The organism is Streptomyces panaciradicis (assembly GCF_023516615.1).
Taxonomy (GTDB): domain Bacteria; phylum Actinomycetota; class Actinomycetes; order Streptomycetales; family Streptomycetaceae; genus Streptomyces; species Streptomyces panaciradicis.
The window spans coordinates 34,352-57,942 of the sequence record NZ_JAMGBF010000051.1 but is presented as its reverse complement, the minus strand read 5'-3'; the positions used below and the strand labels follow the sequence as shown (position 1 = coordinate 57,942).

The following is a 23,591-nucleotide window of genomic DNA, read 5'->3' as shown; positions in this document are numbered from 1 at the left end:
AGATGTACGTCGGTATCGATGTGGGCACGTCCATGGTGAAGGCCGCCGCGTTCGACGACGAGGGGCGCCAACTGGCCGTCGCCGCCCGCCCGGTGGGTCTGGCGCTGCACGGGGGCGTCGTCGAGCAGGACATGGAGGAGGTGTACTCCGCGGTCCTCGCCGTGCTCGGGGAACTCGCCTCCCGCGCTCCCGGACCCGTCGCCCTGGCCGGGCTGACCGGCCAGGGCGACGGCGTCTGGCTGGTCGACGGCGACGGCCGCCCGGTGCGTGCCGCCGCCTCCTGGATGGACGGCCGGGCCCATGAACTGGTCGACCGGTGGCTGGCGGACGGCACGTTCGAGACGGTGTTCCGGCGCACCGGCAGCGCGATGTTCCCGGGCTGTCCGGGCCCGCTGCTGGCCTGGCTGGACAGCCACGAGCCGAAGGCGCTGGACGCGGCGCGGGCGGCCGTCTACTGCAAGGACATGGTCTTCCAGCGGCTGACCGGCCGCTCCCGGCCCACGACGGACGTGTCCGACGCCTCGATGCCGTTCCTGGACCCGCGCACCCGCGCCTACGACAACCGGGTCGTGGAGCTGCTCGGGCTCACCCACCGCCGGGGTCTGCTCGCCCCCGTCAGCGACCCGGTCGCCACGGCGGAGGCGCGCGAAGGGCTCCCGGCGGGCACGCGGCTGGCGAACGGCCCCTACGACCTGCCGTCCTGCGCGCTCGGCGCCGGGGTGACCTCCCCGGGCGACGGTCTGCTGATCGTCGGCACCTGTCTGGCCGGCCTGGTCGCGACGACCGACCTCGACCTGACCGGTGAGCCGGCCGGCCTGTACATCAGCACCGACCGTCCCGGGTACTGGCTGCGCGCGATGCCGGCGATGGTCGGTACGGCGGCCCTGGACTGGGTGCTGACGACGACCGGCGTCGCCCACGAGGAGGTCGACGCCCTGCTCGCCGAGACGCCGCCGGGCGCGCACGGGGTGCGGGTCCTGCCGTACTTCGCCCCGTCCGGGGAGCGGGCGCCGTTCGTGGAGCCCCGGCTGCGCGCCGAACTGACCGGGGTGTCGCTGGAGTCGACGAAGGCCGACCTGATCCGCGCGACCTGCGAGGGCATCGGGTTCGCGGCCCGGCACTGCCTGAAGGCGGCCGGCCTGACCGGCACGCTGGCCGTCTGCGGGGGCGGCACCCGCAGCCCCGCGTGGATGCGGCTGCTGGCGGACGTCCTGGGCCGCCCGCTGCGGGTGATCGAGGGCGAAGTGGGCGCCCGCGGCGCGGTCCTGGCGGCGGCCGCGCGCTACGGGGTGACCCTCGACACCACGACGTGGACCGAACCGACGACGGTGGTGGAACCGGACCCGTCCCGGGCGGCGTACTACGCGAAGGAGTTCGAAGACCACCTGGAGAGGCTGGCGCAGGCCCGGAAACGGGCGCGAAGGGACTGATTCCGGGCGTACCCTACCGGCCCTGCGAGAACCTACGCTCACAGGGCCGGAGGCGGTCACCGAGCCTTCATCGGGAACCGGAGGGGGACGCATGGAGTCCTGGCGATGCCACGACTGCGGGACCTACGAGGACTTCCGCCCGCTCACTCCCGCGGAGCGGGAGTACGTCCGCGGGCGGATAGCGAACCACCTCCGCCTGGGCTCCTACATGGTCTGCACCCGTGAGGGCTGCCGCCGCTACCAGCGGCGCGGGGACTGGGGGGACGGCGCCAAGTTCCCCGAGCCCGACAAGAGCTAGCGCCCGGCGTCCTACAGGTTGCTGAAGTCCGGGCCCTTCGTGCGGGTGCGCTTGATCTCGTAGAAGCCGGGGACCGAGGCGACGGCGAGGGTGCCGTCCCAGAGGCGGGCGGCCTCCTCGCCCTTGGGGGCCGGGGTGACGACCGGGCCGAAGAAGGCGATCTGCTCGCCGTCGGCGCCGGGGACCGCGATGACGGGGGTGCCGACCTCCTGGCCGACCTTCTCGATGCCCTCCTTGTGGGAGGCGCGCAGTTCGGCGTCGAACTCGAAGCCCTCCTGGTCGGCGTAGTCGATGAGGTCGGCGGGCAGGCCGACGTCGGCGAGGGCGCCGGCGATCGCCTCGAGGGTCGGGCCCTCGCCGTTGTTGTGGATGCGGGTGCCGAGCGCGGTGTACAGCGGGCCGAGGACGTCCGCGCCGTGCTTCTGCCAGGCGGCGGTCACCACGCGCACCGGCTTCCACGCCTTGGTGGCCAGCATGTCCCGGTACTCCTCGGGCAGCTGGTCGAGCTTGTCCTCGTTGAGCACGGCCAGGCTCATGATGTGCCAGCGGACCTCTATGTCGCGGACCTTCTCCACCTCCAGCACCCACCGGGACGTCATCCAGGCCCAGGGGCACAGCGGGTCGAACCAGAAGTCGACGGGGGTCTTCGCGGAGGTGCTCGCGGTCTCGGGCATGGCTCTCCTAGGAAAGTGTTCGTTTCAACCATCAACGCCGGGCGGGGCCGTCCCCATTCCCGGCCTTGCCGGGTGCCCGCCGCCGAGGCCGCATGGCAGGATCAGCAGGAAACCGTGTCCACATACCGAACACCTGTCGAGGGAGTACCGCCCGTGCCCGGTGAGAATCTGACCCGTGACGAGGCCCGGGAGCGGGCCGCCCTGCTGTCCGTCGACGGGTACGAGGTGTCCCTGGACCTGCGGTCGGCCGTGGGCGGGACGGACGCGGAGCCGCGCACCTTCCGCTCGGTCACCACCATCCGGTTCCGCTGCAACGAGCCCGGAGCCGCCACCTTCGCCGACCTGATCGCGCCGGGTGTGACCTCCGTCTCACTCAACGGCAAGGACCTCGACGCCGGTCAGGTCTTCGACGGCTCCCGCATCCTGCTGGAGGACCTGGCCGCGGAGAACGAGCTGATCGTGGACGCGCAGTGCGCCTACTCGCGCACCGGCGAGGGCATGCACCGCTTCGTCGACCCCGAGGACGGCGAGGTCTACCTCTACACCCAGTACGAGCCGGCCGACGCGCGCCGTGTCTTCGCGAACTTCGAGCAGCCCGACCTCAAGGCCCCGTTCCGCTTCGAGGTGCGGGCGCCCGAGGGCTGGACGGTGTGGAGCAACGGAGCCGGCGAACTCGCCGACGGGATCTGGCGGTTCGCGGAGACGAAGCCGATCTCGACGTACATCACCTGCGTGGTGGCGGGGCCGTACCACTACGTCACGGACTCCTACGCGCGCACGCTGCCCGACGGCACCCGCCTCGACATCCCGCTCGGCGCGATGTGCCGCAAGGGGCTGGCCCCCTACTTCGACGCCGACGACGTCTTCCTCGTCACCAAGCAGGGCCTGGACTTCTTCCACGAGCACTTCGACTACCCGTACCCCTTCGGGAAGTACGACCAGGCGTTCGTGCCCGAGTACAACCTCGGCGCGATGGAGAACCCGGGGCTGGTGACCTTCCGCGAGGAGTACATCTTCCGCGGCAAGGTGACCCGGTCCTCCTACGAGGCCCGGGCCAACGTGATCCTGCACGAGATGGCGCACATGTGGTTCGGCGACCTGGTCACCATGGTGTGGTGGGACGACCTGTGGCTGAAGGAGTCCTTCGCGGACTTCATGGGCACCTTCGCCAACGTCGGCGCGACCCGGTTCAAGGACGCCTGGATCACCTTCGCCAACCGCCGCAAGGCGTGGGCCTACCGCGCGGACCAGCTGCCCTCCACGCACCCGATCACCGCCGACATCCGCGACCTGCAGGACGCGAAGCTCAACTTCGACGGCATCACCTACGCCAAGGGCGCCTCGGTGCTCAAGCAGCTGGTGGCGTACGTCGGCCAGGACGCGTTCCTGGAGGGCGCCCGGCGCTACTTCAAGCGGCACGCGTACGGCAACACGCGCCTGGGCGACCTGCTGTCGGTGCTGGGCGAGACCAGCGGCCGGGACATGGGTGCGTGGGCGCGCTCGTGGCTGCAGGCGGCCGGGGTCAACTCGCTGACGCCGCAGGTGCTGCTGGACGCCGAGGGCAGGGTCGACGAGCTCGCCGTGGTCCAGGAGGCGGCGGAGTCGCACCCCGAGCTGCGGCCGCACCGGGTGGCCGTGGGCCTGTACCGGCGCACCTCCGAGGGCGCGCTGGAGCGGTACGCGCGCGCCGAGGTGGACGTCGACGGCGCGCGTACGGTCGTGTCGCAACTGGCGGGCGCCGAGGCGCCGGAGCTGGTGCTGGTCAACGACGACGACCTGACGTACTGCAAGACCCGCTTCGACGAGACCTCGCTGGCCACCCTGCGCGAGCACCTGGGTGCGATGACGGACCCGCTGGCCCGCGCCCTGTGCTGGTCGGCACTGTGGAACATGACCCGGGACGCGCTGCTGCCGGCCCGCGAGTTCATCGGGATCGTGCTGCGCTTCTCGGGGCGCGAGTCGGACATCGGCGTACTGCAGATGCTGCACGCCTGGGCGAACTCCGCGCTGGTCCACTACGCGGCTCCGGCGTGGCGGGAGAGGGGCGGGCTGCTGCTGGCCGAGGGCGCGCTGCGCGAGCTGCGGGCGGCCGGTCCGGGCGGCGAGCAGCAGCTGGCGTGGGCGCGGTTCCTGGCGACGGTGGCATCGGCGCCGGACGATCTGCGGCTGCTGCGGGGCCTGCTGGAGGGCACCGAGACGATCGACGGGCTGGAGGTCGACCAGGAGCTGCGCTGGGCGTTCCTGGAGCCGCTGGCGGCGCACGGCGCCGCCGACGAGACGGTCCTCGCCGCCGAACTGGCCCGCGACGACACCGCGTCGGGCAAGCGGCACCAGGTGCGCTGCCTGGCGGCGCGACCCTCGGAGGCGGTGAAGGCGCAGGCGTGGGCCCAGGTGGTGGAGTCCGACGCGCTGTCCAACGCGCTGGTGGAGGCGACGATCACGGGCTTCGGCCAGCCCTCGCAGCGGGAGCTGACCGCGCCGTACGCGTCGAAGTACTTCGAGGTCATCGAGCGGGTGTGGCAGGAGCGGTCGATCCAGATCGGCATGGACGTGGTCCGGGGTCTGTTCCCGGCGCTGCAGGACTCGCAGGCCACGCTGGACGCGACGGACGCCTGGCTCGCCGCCCACGAGGAGTCCGCGCCCGCCCTGCGCCGGCTGGTGCTGGAGGCGCGGGACGACCTGGCGCGGGCGCTGCGCGGACAGGCGTGCGACGCGGCGGCGGACGAAGGCTGATCGTTGGCCTGAGCTTGCCCGCTCGGTCACCGTTACGGAATTCAGGCAATCACAGCCGTAACCCCTGGTCCACACCCGAACGGACCAGGGGTTTTCCGTCCCTACTCGGCATCCGAACACCCGTCCTTTAGTGCGGCCTTGTCCGTATTTGTCGACGGGCGTGTAACAGCGGTTACGGGGGGCGCCAGGCGCGGGAACCTCCTCGCCATGAACCACAACACGCCGCTCCCCCCGGCTTCCCCCCACACCCTCCGCCACCTGACCGAAGTGCACCGCCGCGTCCTGACCACGGCCCAACTGCGCGCCCAGGGCGTGACGTCGGCGGAGATCAACGAGCGGTGCCGCCCCGGCGGCGCCTGGCAGCAGTTCCTCCCGGGCGTCTTCCTGCTCCACCCGGGCCCGCCGACCGGCGAGGAGCGGCTGCACGCGGTGCTGACCTACGCGGCGCGGGAGTCGGCCCCCGGGGTGCCCGCCCAGCCGGCGGCGGACGACCCGCGCCGCTCGGTGTACCCGGAGGCGATGATCACGGGGCTGGCGGCCCTGACCCTGCACGGCTTCACGTCCGCGCCCCCGCTGCCGTCGATCGAGAGGATCGACGTCCTGGTGCCCCGGCTGCGCCGGCTGCGCTCGACGGGCTGCGCGCGGATCGTGCGCACACCGGCCCTGCCGACTCCCGAGGCGGTGACGGGAGTTCCCGTCGCCCCGGTGCCGCGCGCGCTGGCCGACGCGGTGTCCGAGCTGTCGGACGCGGGCGTGGTGCGCCGGCTGCTGACCGAGGCGGTGCGCGGCGGGCACTGCGAACCGGCTTCGGTGGTGCGGGAGTTGAACAACGCCAAGCTGCTGAGCCGGCCGCACGTGGTGGACGCGGTGGACTCGCTGCTCGCGGAGGGGCGCGCGATCGCGGAGGACCGCCTGTACCGCATGGTCCGGGAGCACGGCCTGCCCGACCCGGTGTGGAACGTCGACCTGCGCCTGCCCGGCGGCCCGCATCTGGGCGGCCTGGACGCGTACTGGCCGGAGCAGGCGGTGGCCGTGGAGCTGGACACCCGCGCCCCGCGCCAGGACGAGGACGCGATGTGGTCGGAGTACGCCCGTAAGCGGGAGACCCTGGAGCGGCTCGGCATCACGGTCGTCCACATCACCCCGCGCAAGCTGCGGGACACGATGGAGCAGCAGGCGGCGGTGGTCCGCACGGCGCTGATGGCCTCCGGCGACCGGGACCCGGCCGCCTATGTCGTGGTGCTGCCCCGGTAGTGACGGACCGGGGCCGGTATCAGGAGGGGAGAGGAGGGGCCGCCGGCGACCGCCGGGCGGCCCCTCCTCGTATGCCGGTGGGTGTCAGCCCTTCTTGAGGACGAGTTCGGTGTTGCGGTCGCCAGCGCCGCCGCCGAGCGTCTTGTTGGCGCCGGGGGCGTTGTAGGACAGCTCGCGGTAGAGAGCCGCCAGGCCGGTCTGGGTGAGGTCGGAGAAGTCGGTGCGGTGCGGGGCGGCGGACTCCACCAGCGTGGTGAACAGCGAGAGCGTGCCGTCCTTGTTGTCGGCGATCTCGATCACGCGGGCGAGCTGCGGGTAGTCGACGTGCGAGGCGGTGGAGATCTCCCAGAAGGAGCGTCCGCCCGAGGTCGCGTGCGGGGTGATGTCGTTGCGGTGGATGTGGCCGTTGACCCAGGCCAGCACGTTGGCGTGACGGCCGAGGAGGGCGAGGACCTCCTGGCCGTTGTGGCGGCGCTCGTTCGGCCGGGAGGGGTCGGCGTGGCCGGTGTTGGTCATCGTCTTGCTGGTGTGGTGGCTGAAGACGATCGCGTACGAGTCCTTGTTGTCCCGCAGTTGCCTGTCCAGCCAGTTCAACTGGGCCGTCCCGATGGACCCTTCGTAGTGGCCGCCGGGGTCGGTGGTGTCGATGCTGATGCCGATGACGTCGTCGGCGATGCGGAAGGTGTAGTACTGGGTGCCGGCCGCGAGGTTGGCGGAGGAGTAGCCGTGGCCGACCGGTCCCAGGCCGCGGTGGGCGGGGTCGAGGTGGGCCTTGAGGTAGTCGGCCGGGGTGTAGGGGGCGCGCCGGTCGTCCGCCGTGACCGAACGCATGTCGCGGGCGTGCGCCTTCAGCAGGTCCCGGAAGGCGTGGCCCTGGGGGTCGTTGCCGCTCTTGATGTGGTCCTGGAGCTTCTTCGCCTCGGACGCGGACAGCGACATGAGCTTCTTGCCGCCGACGGCGTACTCGGCAAGCCAGGAGTCGCCGTGGCCGTAGCAGCCCAGCGGCATGGCGTCGTGGTTGCCGACGGTGGAGTACCACGGCAGGTTCAGGCCGGGGCTCCGCACCTCGCGGGTGGCGGCGGCGAGGAAGCCGGCGAGGTGCGGGAAGCCGAGCTGCTTGTCGCCGTCGCGGACCGTGGAGTCGGGCTGCCAGTACAGCTTCAGACCGCTGTTCTGGACGCCCTCGTAGTGGCGCGGGTCACCCGAGTTGGGGGTGATCCGGCCGCCGCTCATGATGGTGAGGAACCACTCCAGTTCGGTCTGGGAGTTGTTGTCGGTGTTGTCGCCGGTGGTCATGGCGAAGTGCAGCGGCGAGCCGGTGACCGGGGCGCCGCGCAGCGCGTTGATCCGCTCCACGAGGGAGACGGCGCCCTGCACGGTCAGCGCCTCGTGCGGGCGCCAGGCGTGCGGGTCGGTGGAGCGCAGGTACTCCAGCCGCATCGGGTGCTGGGCATCGATCAGGTGCAGGTCGGTGAGCTGCACGAAGGCGGCGAGCGCGGTACGGCGGCCGGCGCGGCCGGACTTGGCGGCGGCGAGCTCGCCGCGCACCACGCGGCTCCAGCCGGGCCCGTCGCCGAGGCGGCGGTACGGCGTGCTGGTGCGCGGGGCGGCGACGGTCGCGAGGGTGGTGCCCTTGGTGTAGGGCGCGAGGGGGGCGGCCGCGGCCCGGCGGGACTGCGCCACGACCGCCTGGTGGGGCTCGGTGGCGGCGGCGGCCTGGCTGTCGGTCGGCCGCAGGGCGAACCCGACGCCCGCGGAGACGGCTGCCGCGCCGGTGGCGGCGAGGACGGTACGGCGGTTGACCGCCGGCGTGCTGGTGGCGACAGAGCGTGTGCGCGACATGGCGCGATCTCCCCGAGTGCGGACGCGTCGGCAGTGGTCGCGGGTTTTCGCTCGCGCGAACGACCCGCTCGCTCTGGATGCTTGGCACCGGGGATGACCTGCGCGTGAACGAGACCGCAACGCGCAACGCCGATCACCGTACGTGGATCTACGGGCACCCCGCGCGTTCACGGGTGCTCGTCGCCCGGCCGGGGACCGGTCGCTCCGTGTTCATCTTCCGGGGTAGGGGAGGTGTTCCGCGGCCTTCAGGGAGTGCCCGGCGTCACGTGTCCGGTGACCGGCCGCTCCCGCCACAGCGTCAGTGCGACGTCCACCAGCCGGACCCGGTTCAGCCCGCTCACGTCGGTCATCGGATGCCAGGCCGCCATGTCGGTGGAGCCGCCGATCTCGTGGCGCAGGTCGCCGCCGGTGACGCGGCCCTCGTAGACCAGGCGCAGGCCCTGGCGGTCGACGGTGCGGCCGAGGCGGCGGGGGACGCGGAAGCGGTTGGTGTGGACGCCGAGGAGGCCGGTGACCTCGATCAGGTAGCCGGTCTCCTCTTCGACCTCCCGCAGGACGGTGTCGTAGGGGTCCTCCCCGTGCTCCATGCCGCCGCCCGGCAGGGTCCACTCGGGCCGGCCGTCGAAGCCGGTGCCGCGGGCCAGCAGGAGTCGGTCGTCGCGGACGCACACGGCGTAGGCCGCCACCCTCAATTTCTGTCGCACACCGGGAAGTTAGCCCGGCAGCGGCGGATTGGCAGGTGAGTATTCCGGCGCGGACCAGCGCAGGGGGAGCGCGGACCGCGTCTCGACGGCCTCACTCACGGTGAAGCGCACCGCGCGTTCCCCGTCGGGCCCGAACACCGTCCGCGCCTCGCCCGTCAGTTGCAGGGTGGTGCCCGTCGTCCAGTCGAGGAGGAGCAGTCCGGCACGGGGGTCGGCCTCGATGTTGCCGAGGGTGAGGAACATGTTGTTGCCCGGGTAGTCCCGCCAGGTCAGTTCACGCGGGGAGACCGGCCGCACGAACCCGGGGTTGCCGCCGCGATGGCTGACCTCCACGCCTCCCGGGCCGGCCGTGGCCAGGAAGAAGGTGTCCGCCGCCGCGACGAACTCCCGCTGGCCGTCGGTCAGTTCCGTGCCGACGCGGGGACTGTCCGGCGTGCGTCCGTCCACCACCTCGTACGACTGCCGGCGCTGGATGTACTTGGGGCAGTTGGCGAAGACCTTCTCCGCCGTGACCGCGAACCCCCGCGCCGTCGGTCGCAGCCGGCCGTTGAGGCGCATGCGGCGGCGGGTGCGCGGGTCCAGGGCGATGGTGCCCACGGGCGTGCCCGCGGTCGCGGACGCCCGCGCCAGCGGGTCGCCCTCCCGCACCGCGCCGGTCACCGACATCCGGTGCGGGTCCGTCGCCCGGACGAACCCGGGGGCGCCCGTCAGCGCGGAGGCCCAGACGCGGCCCGTGGCCGGGTCCGCCGCGCCCAGGACCAGCAGCGGCTGCGACTCCAGGAAGGCCGCCGCCACCGGCTTGACGCCCTCCCCCACCATCCGGCCCACGTGGTCGGCGGTGTCGCGCACGCCGAGCCGCTCCTGCAGCGCCCGCGCACCCTCGTGATACACGTCCATGAGCACCCCCGTCGCCTAGAAGAAACCGCAGGTCGGAGCCGATTCGACCGGCACGGGCGCGCCCTCGGCCCCGCTGGGCACCGAGATCTCCAGCCGGGTGCCGTCGGGGTCGTGGAAGAAGATGCCGCCCGACGCGGCGCCCTCGCGGTGGGCCACCACGCCCTCGTACGCGAAGTCGGCGCCGTACGCCTTCAGCGCCGCCTCGTACTCCCTGACCCGCTCGACCGAGTCCGCCTGGAACGCGAGGTGGTGCAGGCCGGCACGGGCGCCGTCGTACGCCTGGTCCGCCTGCTGCCAGAGCGTGAGGAGCAGGTTCTCGCCGTCGCCGAGGAAGGCGTACCGCCTGCCGTCCTCCTTGCCCTCGGCGACGAGGACGAAGCCCAGCACGTCGCGGTAGAAGGCGAGCGAACGGTCGAGGTCGGTGACGTTCAGGCCGATGTGGCCGGTGCGCAGCGTCGTCATGTCTCTCCTTGTGACGGACCTTCTCGGATCTAACCCTCGTACATGAGGTTAGGGGTTATAGGACGAGAGTGCAACCGGTCACGTACCCTTGAGCGGTTAGCCAGGAAGGAGCCCCCATGCCCCCCGCCCGCGACCCGCGCCCTCTCACCGGCGAGCCCCTCGCGCTCGACCTGCTCAACACGCGGTGGAACCGGGAGGGCGTGCTTCAGGACCTGCTCACCGGCACCGACGGGCTCGCGGTGTGGCTCGCGGCCAACGCCCTGGACGACCGCTTCACCGCCGACGCCACGACCCTGCGGCACCTGCTGCGGGCCCGCGACGCACTGAAGAAGGCCGTCGACGGGTCACTGGAGGAGGGCGCGCAGGCCGTGGACGCGGTCCTCGCGCACGGCAGGATCCGGGCCACACTCACCCCCGAAGGCCCGGGCGAGCTGGCCGAGTTCGCCGACCCGGCCTGGGGGCCCGCCTGGCTCGCCGCCCGGAACTACCTGGAGCTGCTGGCCACCGCACCCGACCGGATCCGCGGTTGCGCGCACGACGCGTGCGTCCTGCACTTCTTCGACACCTCGCGCAACGGCACGCGACGCTGGTGCTCGATGGCGGCCTGCGGCAACCGGGCCAAGGCGTCCCGGCATTACGCGCGCTCGAAGGAAGCGTGAAGGTCCGGGCGGTTCAACCGATTTGATCGCCTATGCCAGTAAAGGGCATCGGGGGTTTTCCCCATACATCCATCTCGTTTCGGTCAACATCTGCCAAACAACTGTCCCTTGCGTAAAGCTTTGCGGTCGTTCGCACGTTCCTTTCCGTACAAGGGATGCCGATGACCCTCACCCCCCAGAGACGCGTGGCCCGCACAGCCGTGGTCGCCGGTCTCGCCGCCGCGCTCTCCGCGGCCGGGCCCATACCCCTGGCCTTCTCCGCCGACGGCCCGCCCGCCGCCACCGCGCCCGCGGACGGCACCGTCAAGTCCGCGCAGAAGAAGCTCGGTTCCGACGACGCGGACCTGCTCGCCGACGCCAAGGCCGACGGCGCCAAGAACGTCACGATGATGATCGCCACCGCGCCCGGGCAGACCGAGCAGGTCGCCAAGGAGCTCGACGCGGTCGAGGGCGGCACGGTCGGAAGGACGTACGACAAGCTCGGCTACGTCCGCGCCACCGTCCCGACCGGCAAGGCCGACTCGGCCATCGCCGCCGCCGCGAAGCTCCCCTCCGTGCACGGCATCGACCTGCGCAACGAGATACCGCTGGACGACCCCGCCGTGACCGGCGGCGCCAAGTCCGCCTCGCACGACACGACTTACCCGGCCCCGGGCAAGAAGACCCCGGCCCGCAACCCGTACAACCCGTCCTTCGAGACGGGTGCCGTCGACTTCGTGAAGGACCACCCGAAGGCGGACGGCCGCGGCGTCACCATCGGCATCCTCGACTCGGGCGTCGACCTCGGCCACCCGGCGCTGCAGAAGACCACCACCGGCGAACGGAAGATCGTCGACTGGGTGACGGCGACGGACCCGGTGACCGACGGCGACGGCACCTGGCGGCGGATGACCGCCGCGGTCTCCGGCCCGGTGTTCACCTTGGGCGGCAAGACCTTCAAGGCGCCCGAGGGCTCGTACAAGTTCAACTACATGTACGAGTCCGCCACGACCGGTGGCGACATGAAGGGCGACCTGAACCGCGACGGCGACACGACCGACGCGTGGGGCGTGCTCTACGACGCGGCCTCCGGCACCGTGCGGGTCGATACGAACGACAACCTGGACTTCACCGACGACGTGCCGATGAAGCCGTACAAGGACGGCTTCCAGATCGGCTACTTCGGCACCGACGACCCGTCCACGGACGTCGTCGAGCGCATCCCGTTCGTCGTGGAGATCCGCAAGGACGTCGTCTACAACTCCTCCGGCTCCAAGGCCGACTACGTCAACATCGGCGTCATCGAGTCCGAGCACGGCACCCACGTCGCCGGCATCACCGCCGCCAACGGCCTGTTCGGCGGCCGGATGAACGGCGCCGCCCCCGGCGCGAAGATCGTCTCCTCCCGTGCCTGCACCTGGAGCGGCGGCTGCACCAACGTCGCGCTCACCGAGGGCATGATCGACCTCGTCGTCAACCGCGGCGTCGACATCGTCAACATGTCGATCGGCGGCCTGCCGGCGCTCAACGACGGCAACAACGCCCGCTCCGAGCTGTACACGCGGCTCATCGACACCTACGGCGTGCAGCTGGTGATCTCGGCCGGCAACTCCGGCCCCGGCGCCAACACCATCGGCGACCCGGGCCTGGCCGACAAGGTGATCTCCGTCGGCGCCGCCATCTCCAAGGAGACCTGGGCCGCCAACTACGGCTCGGCCGTGGAGAAGAAGTACGCGATGATGCCCTTCTCCTCCCGCGGCCCGCGCGAGGACGGCGGCTTCACGCCCACCCTGGTCGCCCCCGGCGCCGCCATCAACACCACCCAGACCTGGCTGCCGGGCTCCCCGGTCGCCGAGGCGGGCTACACGCTGCCGGCCGGCTACTCCATGCTGCAGGGCACCTCGATGGCGTCCCCGCAGGCCACCGGCGCCACCGCGCTGCTGCTGAGCGCCGCCAAGCAGAAGGGCCTCGCCCTGACCCCCGCCGACCTGCGCACGGCGCTGACCTCGACGGCCGGTCACATCAAGGGCGTTCAGGCGTACGAGGAAGGCGCGGGCCGCATCGACATCGTCGACGCCTGGGACGCCATCCGGCACGGCGCCACCGCCCACGACTACACCGTCAAGGCGCCGGTCGACACCGCGATCGACTACGCCCTGAAGACGCCCGGCTTCGGCACCGGCCTCTACGACCGCGAGGGCGGCCTGAAGGCCGGCGAGAAGAAGACGTACGACATCACCGTCACCCGGACCTCCGGCCCGGACAAGGCGATCCGCCACGAGCTGCACCTCGCCAACAACGCCGGTGACACCTTCCGGATCGTCGGCGACGACGAGGTGCGGCTGCCGCTGAACCAGCCGGTGACCGTCAAGGTGCAGGCCAAGCCGCGCTCCGCCGGTCTCAAGAGCGCGATCCTGGAGGTCGACGACCCGCGGACCGAGGGCGTCGACAAGCAGATCCTGGCCACCGTCGTGGTCTCGACGCCGGTGAAGTACACCTTCTCCGCCGCGAACACCGTGCAGCGCAACAGCACCCAGTCGTACTTCGTGACCGTGCCCGAGGGCGCCAAGTCGCTGGAGGTCGCGATCGGCGGGCTGAAGGACAAGAGCCAGACCCGGTTCATCGCGATCCACCCCTACGGCGTCCCGGTCGACAACACCAGCACGCCGTACTGCTACAACAACTACCTGGACGGCAACGGCTGCAAGCCCGACGTGCGCGCGTACGCGGACCCGCAGGCCGGCGTCTGGGAGATCGAGGTCGAGTCGCGCCGCACCTCGCCGCTGCTCGACAACCCGTACAAGCTGGACGTCGCCGTCTACGGCGCCGCCTTCGACCCGGCGACGGTGACCGTGCCCGAGGCGAAGGTCGGCACGCCGGCCCCCGTCTCCTGGAAGGTGACGAACACGCTCGCCGCGATCGACGGCCACCTGGCCGGCGGTCCGCTGGGCTCCGCCAAGTCGGCACGCCCGACCATCAAGCAGGGCGAGACGCAGACCACGACGGTCGAGGTACCGGCGGGCGCCAAGTCCCTCGACGTGGCCATCGGCAAGGTCTCCGACGCCTCCGCCGACCTCGACCTGACGGTGAGGAACGCCGCGGGCACGGTCGTCGGCCAGTCCGCCGACGGCGACTCGGAGGAGGCGGTCTCCATCGCCTCGCCGGCCGCCGGCACGTACACCGTCGAGGTCGCGGGCTACTCCGTCCCGGCCGGCTCCACCGCCTACGACTACCAGGACGTCTTCTTCTCCCCATCCCTGGGCACCGTCACCGTCGACGAGTCGGCGCCGGTGAAGCTCGGCACGGGCGCCTCGGCGACCGTCTCGGGCACGGTCAGCGCGGCGGCCGCCGCCCCGGAGGGCCGTGCGTTCTTCGGCCAGGTGCAGCTGGTCAACGCCCGCGGCACGGTCGCGGGCACCGGCAGCGTGAAGATCGAGAAGGTCACGCAGTAACCGGAACGGCACAGGTGGGGGCGGGCGTCCGTACGGGCGCCCGCCCCTCGCCGTCCCCGCCCGTCAGCAGGTGAGGCCGGCCGACTCCGGCAGGGCCCCGAGCAGCCCGGGGCGCTCCCGGGCGATGTCCTTCTCCCCGACGAGGACGTAGTCCGGGGTGGTGGCCTGCGGCGGCACGCCGACCAGGACGCGGTCGCCCTTGTGCAGGTCCTTGGGGACGGTCTCCCCGTCGACCAGCAGGCTCACCTCCCCCTTCCCCTTCGCGGGCTTGTACGACCGGGTCACGTGCAGGGTGATCCGCTCGTGCCCGGCCTCGCCCGGCGCCTGTTCCACCCGGGTCACCTCGCCCTCGGCGACCAGGCCCGCGCAGGCCAGGTAGCCGGGGCTGGAGAACGGCGAGCGGGGCGCGGCCGAGTCGGCGGCCTTGGCGCCGGACGCGCTCTTCGAGTCGGCGCCCATGCCGCCGCCGGCCTGTCCGAGCAGCCAGACCATGCCCGAGAGCACGCCCGTGACGGCGGCGACGGCGAGGCCCGCGAAGGCGAACCTGCGCACCGGGCGCCGGGCGCGGGGCGCCCGTACCGCCGAAGGCTGCCGGTCCGGCCGCGGCCGCGCCGCCAGCGCGTCCCCGATCAGCCCGAGCTGCTCGCGCAGCAGGGCCACATCGGCCTCGGCCCGCCGGTGCTCGGCGAGGAAGGCGGCGTCGGCGCCGTCCGGGGGCCGCTCGCCGGTGATCGCGGCCATCAGCGCGTCCGTGCCGTCGCCGGGTCCGTGGGTCTCGTGTTCGGCGGTCATCTCACACCACCTCGTCCTCGTGCAGGCGGGCGCGCAGGGCCCGGACCGCCGTGTGCAGCCGGCTCTTGACCGTGCCCTCCGGGACGCCGAGCTCCTGGGCGATCGAGCGGACGGGCAGGTCGGCGTAGAAGCGCAGGACGAGGACCTGACGCTGGGCGTCGGGCAGTTCGTCCAGCCCCTGGGCGACGGCCAGGGACAGCACGCTGGTGTCCTCGCCGGAGGGCTGCTCGTGCTGGCGCAGGGAGGACAGCCGCTCCCCCAGCCGCTCCTGGCGCTTCTTGGCCCGGTGCCAGTCCATGGCGAGGTTGGAGGCGACGACCGCCGCCCACGCGGAGACGTCGCGCGGCGCCTCGTAGCCCTTCGCCGCCCGCTCCAGCAGCCGCAGGCGTACCTGCTGTACCCCGTCCGGCAGGTCCGCCTGCGGCACCCCGCCCAGCGCGAGCACCGCCCGCACCCGGCGTTCCTGAGCCGCGTCCAGGGGATCACCGTGATCGTCCTCCTGGACCCGGCGGGCCTTCCTGCGCAGCACAAGCCACCCCCTCACCGCGTTTCCTCTACGACGCGGGACGGCCCGGAAACGTTCGCCGGAGGTTGGCGCCACGTGTAGAGGCGTACGTCACACCCGCGCCCGGAGCTGCACGGCTTGCGGCGAAGGGCGATCGTAGGGCGAACTTCTGCAGCTCAGAAGGGGCGTGGCGGGAGTTTGGCAGCCGCAGACCGGTCCGTGCCGTCCCGCTCCTCGGGCATGGCGTGCAAAGAATTGGACAGGTGGCACCGGGTCGGCCGCATGATGGAAAAGCCGCAGACACCGAGAACATCCAGAAGGAGTCACCGTGAGGGTCGGAATCGTCGGAGCCACCGGTCAGGTCGGCACGGTCATGCGCAGGATCCTCACGGAACGGAACTTCCCGGTCACCGAGCTGCGCCTGTTCGCCTCGGCCCGTTCGGCGGGGACGGTCCTGGACGGCGTCACGGTGGAGGACGCGGCGGCCGCGGACTACACCGGCCTGGACATCGTGCTGTTCTCCGCGGGCGGCGCGACCTCGAAGGCGCTGGCCGAAAAGGTCGCCTCGCAGGGCGCGGTCGTGATCGACAACTCCTCCGCCTGGCGCAAGGACCCCGAGGTCCCGCTGGTCGTCTCCGAGGTGAACCCGCACGCGATCGCCGACCGCCCCAAGGGCATCATCGCCAACCCGAACTGCACGACGATGGCCGCGATGCCGGTCCTGAAGCCGCTGCACGCCGAGGCGGGCCTGGAGGCGCTGGTCGTCGCCACCTACCAGGCGGTGTCCGGCTCGGGCCTCGCGGGCGTGGCCGAGCTGCACGGCCAGACGCAGAAGGTCGTGGCCGACGCCGACAAGCTCACCCACGACGGCGGAGCGGTCGACTTCCCCGAGCCGGGCGTCTACAAGCGGCCCATCGCCTTCAACGTCCTGCCCTTCGCCGGCAACCTCGTCGACGACGGCCTGAACGAGACCGACGAGGAGCAGAAGCTCCGCAACGAGTCCCGCAAGATCCTGGAGATCCCCGAGCTGAAGGTCTCCGGCACCTGCGTCCGCGTCCCCGTCTTCTCGGGCCACTCCCTGCAGGTCAACGCCCGCTTCGCCCGCCCGATCAGCCCCGAGCGCGCCACCGAGCTGCTCGCCGGCGCCCCGGGCGTCGCGCTCTCCGACATCCCCACCCCGCTGCAGGCCGCCGGCCAGGACCCGTCCTTCGTCGGCCGCATCCGCGCGGACGAGACCGTCGACAACGGCCTCGCCCTGTTCATCTCCAACGACAACCTCCGCAAGGGCGCGGCCCTGAACGCGGTGCAGATCGCGGAACTGGTGGCGGCCGAGCTCAAGAGCTAGGGCCTCCTGACCTCGTAGAGGAAGCAGCCGTACTCGACGGCCCGGACGTGGACGAGCGCCACGGCCGGGTCGTCGAATGCTGTCCGGAAGGCGTCGTCGTCCGGGGCGTCGACCAGTTCCCCGCCCAGGATGCGGCCCTCGGCGGAGTAGCGGCGCAGGACGCGGTGCGCGTTCGCGAAGGGGTGGCCGTCGAGGTCGGGGCCCGGGCACTCCTCGGCGTGGACGAAGACGGGCCCCTGCTCGTCGTAGGCCCCGGGGGCGGCGCCCGTCGCGGCCGCCCAGCGGCGCAGCGGCGCGTACGACACCAGGGCGATCCGCTCCCCGGGCGCGCTGCGGCGCAGACAGCAGCGCAGGGGCGCGCCGCCCTCGTCGTCGGTGAACGCGGTCATCGGGCGGCCCGCGTCGTCGGCGGTGCGCAGCTCCTTGAGGACGGACGGTTCGACGGGTCGTGCGGTGTAGGTCGTCATGTGTTCACGGTCGCGCGCGGCCGCCGCGCTCACCGGCGGTTATTGGACATCGCCTTCCCTCCACCGGCGTGGAAGGATGGCCGGACCGCCGAACCGACACATACCGAGGAGATGACCGCGTGCCTGGCACAAACCTGACTCGCGAAGAGGCTCAGCAGCGGGCGAAGCTGCTCACCGTCGAGTCGTACGAGATCGACCTCGACCTCTCCGGCGCGCAAGAGGGCGGTACGTACCGGTCCGTGACGACGGTGCGCTTCGACGTCGCAGAGAACGGGGCGGAGTCCTTCATCGACCTGGTGGCCCCGACGGTCCACGAGGTCACCCTGAACGGCGACGCGCTCGACCCGGCCGAGGTGTTCGCGGACTCCCGCATCGCCCTGCCCGGCCTGCTGGAGGGCCGCAACATCCTGCGCGTGGTCGCCGACTGCGCGTACACCAACACCGGCGAGGGCCTGCACCGCTTCGTCGACCCCGTCGACGAACAGGCGTACCTCTACACCCAGTTCGAGGTGCCCGACGCGCGCCGGGTGTTCGCCTCCTTCGAGCAGCCGGACCTCAAGGCCACCTTCCAGTTCACGGTGAAGGCGCCGGCCGGCTGGACCGTCATCTCCAACTCGCCGACGCCCGAGCCCAAGGACGACGTCTGGGTGTTCGAGCCGACGCCGCGGATCTCGACGTACATCACGGCACTGATCGTCGGCCCGTACCACTCCGTGCACAGCGTGTACGAGAGGGACGGCCAGTCGGTGCCGCTGGGCATCTACTGCCGGCCCTCGCTCGCCGAGTTCCTGGACTCCGACGCGATCTTCGAGGTCACGCGGCAGGGCTTCGAGTGGTTCCAGGAGAAGTTCGACTACGCCTACCCGTTCAAGAAGTACGACCAGCTGTTCGTGCCGGAGTTCAACGCGGGCGCGATGGAGAACGCGGGCGCGGTGACCATCCGCGACCAGTACGTCTTCCGGTCCAAGGTGACCGACGCCGCCTACGAGGTGCGCGCGGAGACGATCCTGCACGAGCTGGCGCACATGTGGTTCGGCGACCTCGTCACCATGGAGTGGTGGAACGACCTGTGGCTGAACGAGTCGTTCGCCACCTACACCTCCATCGCCTGCCAGGCGCACCACCCCGCCTCGCGCTGGCCGCACTCGTGGACGACGTTCGCCAACTCCATGAAGACGTGGGCCTACCGGCAGGACCAGCTGCCCTCCACCCACCCGATCATGGCCGAGATCCGCGACCTCGACGACGTGCTCGTCAACTTCGACGGCATCACGTACGCCAAGGGCGCCAGCGTCCTCAAGCAGCTGGTCGCCTACGTCGGCATGGACGAGTTCTTCCGCGGTGTGCAGGCGTACTTCAAGCGGCACGCGTTCGGCAACACGCGCCTGTCCGACCTGCTCGGCGCGCTGGAGGAGACCTCCGGCCGTGACCTGGGCACCTGGTCGGAGAAGTGGCTGCAGACGGCCGGCATCAACGTCCTGCGCCCGGAGATCGAGACCGGCCCCGACGGCGTCGTCACCTCCTTCGCCATCCGCCAGGAGGCCCCGGCGCTCCCGGCGGGCGCCAAGGGCGAGCCGACGCTGCGGCCGCACCGCATCGCCGTCGGCCTGTACGAGCTCGACGAGGCGAGCGGCAAGCTGGTCCGCGAGGAGCGGATCGAGCTGGACGTCGACGGCGAGCTGACCGCCGTACCGCAGCTGGCCGGCAAGCGCCGTCCGGCCGTGGTGCTGCTCAACGACGACGACCTGTCGTACGCCAAGGTCCGTCTCGACGAGCACTCGCTGGCGTTCGTCACCGAGCACCTCGGCGACTTCGAGTCCTCGCTGCCGCGCGCCCTGTGCTGGGCGTCGGCCTGGGACATGACCCGGGACGCCGAACTCGCCACCCGCGACTACCTGTCCCTCGTCCTGTCGGGCATCGGCAAGGAGTCCGACATCGGTGTCGTGCAGTCGCTGCACCGCCAGGTGAAGCTGGCGATCGAGATGTACGCCGACCCGACCGCCCGTGAGGCCCTGCTGACCCGCTGGACCGACGCCACGCTCGCGCATCTGCGCTCCGCGGAGCCGGGCAGCGACCACCAGCTGGCCTGGGCGCGCGCGTTCGCGGCCACGGCCCGCACGCCGGAGCAGCTGGACCTGCTGGAGGCGCTGCTCGACGGTTCGCAGACGGTCGAGGGGCTGACCGTCGACACCGACCTGCGCTGGGCGTTCGTGCAGCGGCTCGCGGCGGTCGGCCGGTTCGACGAGGCGGAGATCGCCGCCGAGTACGAGCGGGACCGGACGGCCGCCGGTGAGCGGCACGCGGCCAGCGCCCGCGCCGCCCGTCCGACGGCCGAGGCGAAGGCGGAGGCCTGGGCGTCGGTCGTGGAGTCCGACAAGCTGCCGAACGCCGTGCAGGAGGCGGTCATCGGCGGCTTCGTGCAGGCCGACCAGCGCGAGCTGCTGGCGCCGTACACGGAGAAGTACTTCGAGGTGGTCAAGGACATCTGGGGGTCGCGTTCGCACGAGATGGCCCAGCAGATCGCCGTGGGCCTGTACCCGGCGTTCCAGGTCTCGCAGGAGATCCTGGACCGCACGGACGCCTGGATGGCCGACGCGGAGCCGAACGCGGCCCTGCGCCGCCTGGTCTCGGAGTCCCGCTCGGGCGTGGAACGCGCGCTGAAGGCGCAGGCGGCGGACGCGGCCGTCTAGTCCGCGGGTACGACGCGAAGCGCTACGAGGCGAAGCGCTACGACGACGAAGGGCGCCCGGCGATCCGCCGGGCGCCCTTTCGCGTCCGTGCCCTCAGCGGGCCACCATGCCGCCGGTGACGTTGACGAAGGTGCCGGTGAGGCCGGCCGCGTGGTCGGAGGCGAGGAAGACGGCGGTGGCGGCGACCTCGGCGAGGGTGGGGTTGCGGCGGGTCATGCGCATCTGGGCGAGGCCCTCGACGATGCCCTGGACGGCGGCGGCGTCGATGGCGGGGTTGACCGCGGACAGCTTCTCGACGGTGAACGTCTCCGGCACCCCGGCCGCCCACATGCCCACGGCCCGCACCCCGCGCGGCCCCAGCTCGATCGCCAGGTTGCGTACGAGCGTGTCGATCGCGGCGTCGGCGGGCCCGGTCCCGCCCATCATCGGACTGCCGTGCGCGGAGCCGCTGTTCAGGGTGAGGATCACGCCGGAGCCGCGCTCGGCCATGCGGCGGCCGGCGGCGCGGGCGGTGAGGAAGTTGGCGCGCAGGCCGTCGGTCACCGGCCGCAGGAAGTCGTCCACGGGCATCTCGGTGAGTGGGGCGCCCTGCACGTCGCCGCGGGTGACGAGGTTGAAGGAGACGTCGACGTCACCGACGCGCGCGAGGTGCTCCTCGACGGCCTGCTCGTCGAGCGCGTCCACCACGGCGACCTCGGCGTCCTCGAGGTCGGCGGCCACCGCCTCCAGCGTCTCGCGGGTACGGCCCACCAGGTGCAGGCGGGCGCCCTCGGCCGCGAAGGCGCGGGCGACCGCACCGCCGATCGAGCCGCCGGCGCCGTAGATGATCGCGGTCTTGTCGGTGAGCAGCATGGTGATCTCCTGAGGAAGTGCGTTCCGTGTCGGTCGGACATACAGACGCACGGGACCTCGCCCGCTCATCGGTGGGGCCGGGTCACAGGCGCAGCGGCAGGCCGAAGGCCGGGAACAGGTGCGGTTCGAAGGAGGTGATCTCCACGATCCGGTCGTCGGCGTCGAAGCGCAGGACGTCGAGGACCTGGGCGCGGTAGACGTTCGTGCCGGGCCTGCGGACGTAACCGCCCGCCGCGAGCTGGCCGTTGGCGCGGGCGGGCAGGTGCCGCCAGTGGCCGAAGAACAGGGGGGACGCGGGGTCGAGGGTGGGCCGCAGGAACTCCACGAGCGCGTCCCGGCCGGTGAACCAGAACGGGTTGGGCGGCATCGTCAGCGTGACGTCCTTGCTGAGCAGGTCGGTCATCGCGGTGAAGTCGAGGGTCTGGGCGGCGCTCATGTACCGGTGCAGGACGGTGCGCTGGGCGTCCGTGGGCTCCGCGGTGCGCCAGTCGGCGCGCCGGCCGGGCAGGTGGTCGCGGAGGGTGGGGCGGGCGCGCTGCAGGGCGCTGTTGGCGGAGGCGACGGTCAGGCCGAGGGCGTCGGCGGTCTCGGCGGCGGACAGGCCGAGCACGTCCCGCAGGATCAGCACGGCGCGCTGGCGGGGCGGCAGGTGCTGGATCGCGGCGAGGAAGACCAGTTCCAGGGTCTCCCGGGAGACGGCGGCGGCCTCGGGCTGTTCCTCGGCGGAGGGCAGTTCGTCGTCGGGGTAGGGCTGGAGCCAGGTGAGGCGGGCGGGGGGTTCGCCGGTGCCGTGGTTCATGCCGGGGATCGGCTCGTAGCGCTGGGGGCGGCGGGCGGTGCGGCGCTGGAAGTCCAGGCAGGCGTTGGTGGCGATGCGGTACAGCCAGGTGCGGGCGCCGGCCCGCCCCTCGAAGGCGTCCCGGGCCCGCCAGGCCCGCAGGAACGTCTCCTGCACGAGGTCCTCGGCGTCGTCGTAGGAGCCGGTCATGCGGTAGCAGTGGACGTGGATCTCGCGGCGGTGGGACTCGGTGAGGGCGGCGAAGTCGGCCTCGGTGAGGGCGGAGCGGGCGGCGGAGGGTTGCGTCACGGGTTCCGGCGTGACGTTTTCCCCGGGGGCGGTCGGCGTGACGTTTCCCGTGCCTTGTTGCGTCACGGTCGCCTGCGTGACGGAATCGTTCGCGGTGTCGCGGGCGACCCGGGCGACGCGGCGGAGCCGGGCGACGGACGCCGACAGCTCGGTCACCCCGGAGTACAGGACGGACGCCGGCTGCGGCACCAGGTCCGTCACCCGGCGCCCGATGTCGTCGATCAGGCCCTGCACACCGGCCCCGGCGTCGGCCGCGTTCTGCCGCCGCTCCCGGTAGGCCTTCTGCCGGCACGCGGCCGAGCAGTACACGGAACTGCGGCCGGTACGGCCCGCCCGAGCGGGCAGCGGCTTGCCGCAGCTGGCACAGACGTCGGCGACCACGGGCACCTCCGGGCTGGGCGCGTTGCGTCACGTGGGGACGGAGTGACGCTATCGCGGTACGGGGCCGCGGGGACCCCTCGGTCACGCCGGTTCGGCCGGCCCCGTGAGGTGGGTGCGGGCGACCTTGCGGAACGCGGTCACCAGACGGCCGCGGTCGCCGGCCCGGGTGGCGAGGGCGACCTGGCTGGGCTCCACGCCGTGCAGCGGGACGGCGGTCAGGTCGGGGCGCAGCCGGATGCCGGTCGGGTACGCCGTGACGACCAGGGCCTCCCCGGCGGCGACGACCTCGAACTTGTCCTCCAGGTCCTGGATCTCGGGGCCTTCGGGCACCGGGCGGCCGTCCGGTCGCGGCTCCAGCCGCCAGAAGGCAGCCCAGGCGGGGTCGGCGCCGGTGATCCGGGGCATCGGCTCGTCCGCGATGTCGTCGACGGTCACGGACTCCTTGCCGGCCAGCCGGTGACCGACGGGGACGACCACGGCCCTCGGCTCGTCGTAGAGGACCGTCACCTCCAGCTGGTCGGTGGCGAAGGGCAGCCGGGTCACCACGACGTCCACCCGGTGCCCGAGCAGCGCCGCCCGCCCCTCGTCCCAGCCCAGGTGCCGGCTGCGCACATCCGCCTCCGGATGCCGGCGCCGCATCTCGCGCACGGCCGCGGTGACCATGAGGCCGCTGGTGAAACCGACGGTGAATCTGCTCGGCTCGGCGGCGGCGCGGGCCTCGGCCGCGGCCTGCTCGGCGGAGCGCAGCAGCGCCCTCGCGCGGGGCAGGAACGCCTCTCCGGCCTCGGTGAGCCGGGTGCCGCGCGGGGTGCGGTCCAGCAGCCGGGCGCCGACCTGCGCCTCCAGGCCGACGATCTGCCGGCTCAGGGAGGGCTGGGTGATGTGCAGGGCCGCCGCGGCCCGCCCGAAGTGGCGGTGCTCGGCGACGGCGGTGAAGTAACGGACCAGACGGAGGTCGAGGTCGGCCATGCGTTCAGCCTACTCACCTGCGGTGATGCCTCAGCCGTATTGCGCCATGCGAAACAGGCTTTGGACGCGGCCCGCGGCTCCTCCCGAGGATGGAGGCACACCCACCCACCCCTTTCGAA

The 23,591-nt window shown here is 72.2% G+C and carries 19 protein-coding genes; 8 read left to right on the top strand and 11 right to left on the bottom strand.

Going from position 1 to position 23,591, the window contains the following annotated elements:
* The first annotated feature begins 2 nt into the window (after positions 1-2).
* On the top strand, positions 3-1,430 hold the full coding sequence (locus M8J74_RS19520) for an FGGY-family carbohydrate kinase (RefSeq protein WP_249837655.1): 1,428 nt from the start codon (positions 3-5) through the stop codon (positions 1,428-1,430).
* A gap of 91 nt (positions 1,431-1,521) precedes the next feature.
* Complete coding sequence (locus M8J74_RS19515) at positions 1,522-1,728, top strand: hypothetical protein (protein WP_249837654.1); 207 nt, start codon at positions 1,522-1,524, stop codon at positions 1,726-1,728.
* A gap of 11 nt (positions 1,729-1,739) precedes the next feature.
* Here M8J74_RS19515 and M8J74_RS19510 read toward each other — a convergent pair whose 3' ends face one another.
* Complete coding sequence (locus tag M8J74_RS19510) at positions 1,740-2,402, bottom strand: mycothiol-dependent nitroreductase Rv2466c family protein (RefSeq protein ID WP_249837653.1); 663 nt, start codon at positions 2,400-2,402, stop codon at positions 1,740-1,742.
* A gap of 153 nt (positions 2,403-2,555) precedes the next feature.
* On the opposite strand from M8J74_RS19510, the gene pepN (M8J74_RS19505) reads away from it, so the two are divergent.
* Both pepN (M8J74_RS19505) and M8J74_RS19500 read left to right on the top strand, forming a co-directional pair.
* Positions 2,556-5,135 (top strand): aminopeptidase N, encoded by a 2,580-nt coding sequence (pepN, locus tag M8J74_RS19505; RefSeq protein WP_249837652.1) that lies wholly within the window; start codon positions 2,556-2,558, stop codon positions 5,133-5,135.
* A gap of 207 nt (positions 5,136-5,342) precedes the next feature.
* Positions 5,343-6,389: a hypothetical protein gene (locus tag M8J74_RS19500; protein ID WP_249837651.1), complete on the top strand. Its 1,047-nt coding sequence runs from the start codon at positions 5,343-5,345 to the stop codon at positions 6,387-6,389.
* 84 nt (positions 6,390-6,473) lie between these two features.
* On the opposite strand, the gene M8J74_RS19495 is transcribed toward M8J74_RS19500, so the two are convergent.
* The 4 genes from M8J74_RS19495 to M8J74_RS19480 all read right to left on the bottom strand — a co-directional run bounded on the left by M8J74_RS19495 (position 6,474) and on the right by M8J74_RS19480 (position 10,294).
* Positions 6,474-8,231, bottom strand: a complete 1,758-nt coding sequence (locus tag M8J74_RS19495) for a TIGR03767 family metallophosphoesterase (RefSeq protein ID WP_249837650.1) — start codon at positions 8,229-8,231, stop codon at positions 6,474-6,476.
* Positions 8,232-8,476: 245 nt separating this feature from the next.
* Positions 8,477-8,935 carry an NUDIX hydrolase gene (locus M8J74_RS19490; protein ID WP_249837649.1) on the bottom strand — a complete coding sequence of 153 codons (459 nt, stop codon included), beginning with the start codon at positions 8,933-8,935 and terminating at the stop codon, positions 8,477-8,479.
* 9 nt (positions 8,936-8,944) lie between these two features.
* Positions 8,945-9,832 carry a pyridoxamine 5'-phosphate oxidase family protein gene (locus M8J74_RS19485; protein ID WP_249837648.1) on the bottom strand — a complete coding sequence of 296 codons (888 nt, stop codon included), beginning with the start codon at positions 9,830-9,832 and terminating at the stop codon, positions 8,945-8,947.
* A gap of 15 nt (positions 9,833-9,847) precedes the next feature.
* Positions 9,848-10,294: a VOC family protein gene (locus tag M8J74_RS19480; RefSeq protein WP_249837647.1), complete on the bottom strand. Its 447-nt coding sequence runs from the start codon at positions 10,292-10,294 to the stop codon at positions 9,848-9,850.
* A 116-nt stretch (positions 10,295-10,410) separates the two neighbouring features.
* On the opposite strand from M8J74_RS19480, the gene M8J74_RS19475 reads away from it, so the two are divergent.
* Both M8J74_RS19475 and M8J74_RS19470 read left to right on the top strand, forming a co-directional pair.
* Positions 10,411-10,953, top strand: a complete 543-nt coding sequence (locus tag M8J74_RS19475; protein ID WP_249837646.1) for a CGNR zinc finger domain-containing protein — start codon at positions 10,411-10,413, stop codon at positions 10,951-10,953.
* Positions 10,954-11,114: 161 nt separating this feature from the next.
* Positions 11,115-14,384 carry a S8 family serine peptidase gene (locus tag M8J74_RS19470; protein ID WP_249837645.1) on the top strand — a complete coding sequence of 1,090 codons (3,270 nt, stop codon included), beginning with the start codon at positions 11,115-11,117 and terminating at the stop codon, positions 14,382-14,384.
* 63 nt (positions 14,385-14,447) lie between these two features.
* Here the strand turns inward: M8J74_RS19470 and M8J74_RS19465 are convergent, their stop codons facing one another.
* Positions 14,448-15,176: a hypothetical protein gene (locus tag M8J74_RS19465; protein ID WP_249837644.1), complete on the bottom strand. Its 729-nt coding sequence runs from the start codon at positions 15,174-15,176 to the stop codon at positions 14,448-14,450.
* 1 nt (position 15,177) lies between these two features.
* The gene (locus M8J74_RS19460; RefSeq protein WP_058925264.1) at positions 15,178-15,705 is read right to left on the bottom strand and encodes an RNA polymerase sigma factor; all 528 of its coding nucleotides are present in this window, start codon (positions 15,703-15,705) and stop codon (positions 15,178-15,180) included.
* Positions 15,706-16,009: 304 nt separating this feature from the next.
* Between M8J74_RS19460 and M8J74_RS19455 the strand changes: the two genes are divergently transcribed.
* A complete protein-coding gene (locus tag M8J74_RS19455; RefSeq protein WP_249837643.1) occupies positions 16,010-17,026 on the top strand; it encodes an aspartate-semialdehyde dehydrogenase in 1,017 nt (338 codons plus the stop codon).
* On the opposite strand, the gene M8J74_RS19450 is transcribed toward M8J74_RS19455, so the two are convergent.
* The gene (locus M8J74_RS19450) at positions 17,023-17,493 is read right to left on the bottom strand and encodes a DUF1203 domain-containing protein (protein ID WP_249837642.1); all 471 of its coding nucleotides are present in this window, start codon (positions 17,491-17,493) and stop codon (positions 17,023-17,025) included. The genes M8J74_RS19455 and M8J74_RS19450 overlap by 4 nt on opposite strands.
* A 119-nt stretch (positions 17,494-17,612) precedes the next feature.
* Between M8J74_RS19450 and pepN (M8J74_RS19445) the strand changes: the two genes are divergently transcribed.
* Positions 17,613-20,183, top strand: coding sequence for an aminopeptidase N (gene pepN, locus M8J74_RS19445; protein WP_249837641.1), 2,571 nt, complete (start codon positions 17,613-17,615; stop codon positions 20,181-20,183).
* Positions 20,184-20,276: 93 nt separating this feature from the next.
* On the opposite strand, the gene M8J74_RS19440 is transcribed toward pepN (M8J74_RS19445), so the two are convergent.
* The 3 genes from M8J74_RS19440 to M8J74_RS19430 form a co-directional block, all read right to left on the bottom strand.
* Complete coding sequence (locus tag M8J74_RS19440) at positions 20,277-21,035, bottom strand: SDR family NAD(P)-dependent oxidoreductase (protein WP_249837640.1); 759 nt, start codon at positions 21,033-21,035, stop codon at positions 20,277-20,279.
* An 82-nt stretch (positions 21,036-21,117) separates the two neighbouring features.
* A complete protein-coding gene (locus M8J74_RS19435) occupies positions 21,118-22,503 on the bottom strand; it encodes a sigma-70 family RNA polymerase sigma factor (protein ID WP_249837639.1) in 1,386 nt (461 codons plus the stop codon).
* An 81-nt stretch (positions 22,504-22,584) separates the two neighbouring features.
* Positions 22,585-23,472 (bottom strand): LysR family transcriptional regulator, encoded by an 888-nt coding sequence (locus tag M8J74_RS19430; RefSeq protein WP_249837638.1) that lies wholly within the window; start codon positions 23,470-23,472, stop codon positions 22,585-22,587.
* Between the last annotated feature and the right edge of the window lie 119 nt (positions 23,473-23,591).

What these genes read in the sequence shown, in the direction of transcription:
- M8J74_RS19520 (WP_249837655.1), top strand. Translation starts at nt 3, where the DNA reads ATGTACGTCGGTATCGATGTGGGCACGTCCATGGTGAAGGCCGCCGCG.
- M8J74_RS19515 (WP_249837654.1), top strand. Translation starts at nt 1,522, where the DNA reads ATGGAGTCCTGGCGATGCCACGACTGCGGGACCTACGAGGACTTCCGC.
- M8J74_RS19510 (WP_249837653.1), bottom strand. Translation starts at nt 2,402, where the DNA reads ATGCCCGAGACCGCGAGCACCTCCGCGAAGACCCCCGTCGACTTCTGG.
- M8J74_RS19500 (WP_249837651.1), top strand. Translation starts at nt 5,343, where the DNA reads ATGAACCACAACACGCCGCTCCCCCCGGCTTCCCCCCACACCCTCCGC.
- M8J74_RS19495 (WP_249837650.1), bottom strand. Translation starts at nt 8,231, where the DNA reads ATGTCGCGCACACGCTCTGTCGCCACCAGCACGCCGGCGGTCAACCGC.
- M8J74_RS19485 (WP_249837648.1), bottom strand. Translation starts at nt 9,832, where the DNA reads ATGGACGTGTATCACGAGGGTGCGCGGGCGCTGCAGGAGCGGCTCGGC.
- M8J74_RS19480 (WP_249837647.1), bottom strand. Translation starts at nt 10,294, where the DNA reads ATGACGACGCTGCGCACCGGCCACATCGGCCTGAACGTCACCGACCTC.
- M8J74_RS19475 (WP_249837646.1), top strand. Translation starts at nt 10,411, where the DNA reads ATGCCCCCCGCCCGCGACCCGCGCCCTCTCACCGGCGAGCCCCTCGCG.
- M8J74_RS19470 (WP_249837645.1), top strand. Translation starts at nt 11,115, where the DNA reads ATGACCCTCACCCCCCAGAGACGCGTGGCCCGCACAGCCGTGGTCGCC.
- M8J74_RS19465 (WP_249837644.1), bottom strand. Translation starts at nt 15,176, where the DNA reads ATGACCGCCGAACACGAGACCCACGGACCCGGCGACGGCACGGACGCG.
- M8J74_RS19450 (WP_249837642.1), bottom strand. Translation starts at nt 17,493, where the DNA reads ATGACGACCTACACCGCACGACCCGTCGAACCGTCCGTCCTCAAGGAG.
- M8J74_RS19440 (WP_249837640.1), bottom strand. Translation starts at nt 21,035, where the DNA reads ATGCTGCTCACCGACAAGACCGCGATCATCTACGGCGCCGGCGGCTCG.
- M8J74_RS19430 (WP_249837638.1), bottom strand. Translation starts at nt 23,472, where the DNA reads ATGGCCGACCTCGACCTCCGTCTGGTCCGTTACTTCACCGCCGTCGCC.